General features: G+C 74.3%; 2 protein-coding genes. One reads left to right on the top strand and one right to left on the bottom strand.

Annotated elements, in window-relative coordinates; translation table 11 throughout:
• The coding region (locus tag ESO86_RS16690; RefSeq protein ID WP_165308210.1) for a universal stress protein at positions 1–487 on the bottom strand (487 nt) is incomplete at its 3' end.
• Positions 488–593: 106 nt separating this feature from the next.
• Between ESO86_RS16690 and ESO86_RS16685 the strand changes: the two genes are divergently transcribed.
• The coding region (locus tag ESO86_RS16685; RefSeq protein WP_207207200.1) for a GAF domain-containing protein at positions 594–1,574 on the top strand (981 nt) is incomplete at its 3' end.

Raw genomic sequence — 1,574 nt, 5'->3', positions numbered from 1 at the left:
CCTCCGCCGCGAAGCGCACGGCGTCGTCGCTGTCGGGCCCCTCCGACACCCCGACGGCCACGCCCGAACGGCCGCGCCACGAGGTCACCGGGACCACTGCGCTCGGCGACGCGGCGACCGCGGCGAGCTGCAGGCTGCGCGAGCCCATCGCCCGGCCGTGGAAGTACCCCACCTTGTGCGTGCCGACCACGACGAGGTCGGCGTCGCGGGACGCCTCGGCGAGGGTCAGGATCGGGCTCCCGACGGCGACGACGCCGCGGACCTCGATCTCCGGCGCGATCCGACGCGCGACGTCCACCTCGCGCTCGGCACGATCCTCGGCGGTCGCCCGGAGCTCGACGAGGGCCGACCCTCCGAGGCTGCCCCAGCCGTCGTCGACGACGGTGACCAGGACGAGCGCATCCCCGGTGCGCTGCGCACGCCTCGCCGCCCATTCGACGGCGGCACGGCTCGCGACACTCCCGTCGGCGCCGACCACGATCGTCATGGCTCCAGCATCCGCGCCGGTGGCCCCCGTACCGGGGCCTTTGGTCCCTCGCCCGACCGCGACACGCCGGGTGGTAGATTCGCAGCATCCCCCCGATGGAGGTGGCATGCCGCACCCCGCGCCGCTGTCGTTCCCCGAGGGACCGCGATCCGAGTTGGATCGCGCCCTCAACGAACTCGTGGAGCGCGCGGGCGAGGTCATGCGCACGCAGGGCAGGCTGCGCGCCCTGCTGAACGCGACGCGGTCGGTGATCGGCGAGATCGAGCTCGACGAGGTGCTGCGGAGCATCGTCACCTCGGCCGTGGAACTCGTCGACGCGCAGTACGGTGCGCTCGGCGTGCTCGCCCCGCAGGGCGGCCTCGAGGAGTTCGTCCACGTCGGGATGCCGGAGGACACCGTCCAGCGGATCGGCCACCTGCCCGAGGGCCGAGGGCTGCTCGGCGCGCTCATCGACCACCCAGACCCGATCCGCCTCGACACGATCGCCGACGACCCCCGATCGGTCGGGTTCCCCGAGGGCCACCCGCCGATGAACGACTTCATCGGCGTCCCCGTGCGGGTCCGCGACGAGGTCTTCGGCAACCTCTACCTGACCAACCGCCGCGGCGGCACGTTCAGCGACGAGGACGTCGAGCTCATCTCCGCGCTCGCGACGGCGGCCGGGCTCGCGATCGACAACGCACGTCGATACGCGGAGGCCAGGACGCGCGAGGCGTGGGCCGCCGCATCCGCCCAGGTCGTCTCGGCGCTGCTGACCTCCTCCGTCGAGGGGTCGGCGGCACTCCTCGCCGACGAACTCGTCGACCGCGGCGCCGCCGATCGCATCGCCATCCTCGTCGGCGACGACCGCACGTCGGTGCGCGTCCTCGAGGTACGCGGCGAGGACGCGGACGACTGCCTCGCCGGGACGGTGATCGACGCGGATCGGACGCTCGGCGCGGTGGTGCTCGAGGGCGGCGAGACCCGCGCGACCCCCGGTGGACGCGTCGAACGGCCCGACGCGCTCGCGCTCAGCCACGACGGGTCCTGCGGCCCGGTGCTGTTCGCGGCGCTCCGGTCGGGGGGTGCGCCGCGCGCCGTGATCGCC

The organism is Agromyces binzhouensis (assembly GCF_004135055.1).
GTDB lineage: Bacteria > Actinomycetota > Actinomycetes > Actinomycetales > Microbacteriaceae > Agromyces > Agromyces binzhouensis.
Note: the sequence above shows the minus strand (reverse complement) of the source record. Positions and strands in the feature narration are given on the sequence as shown.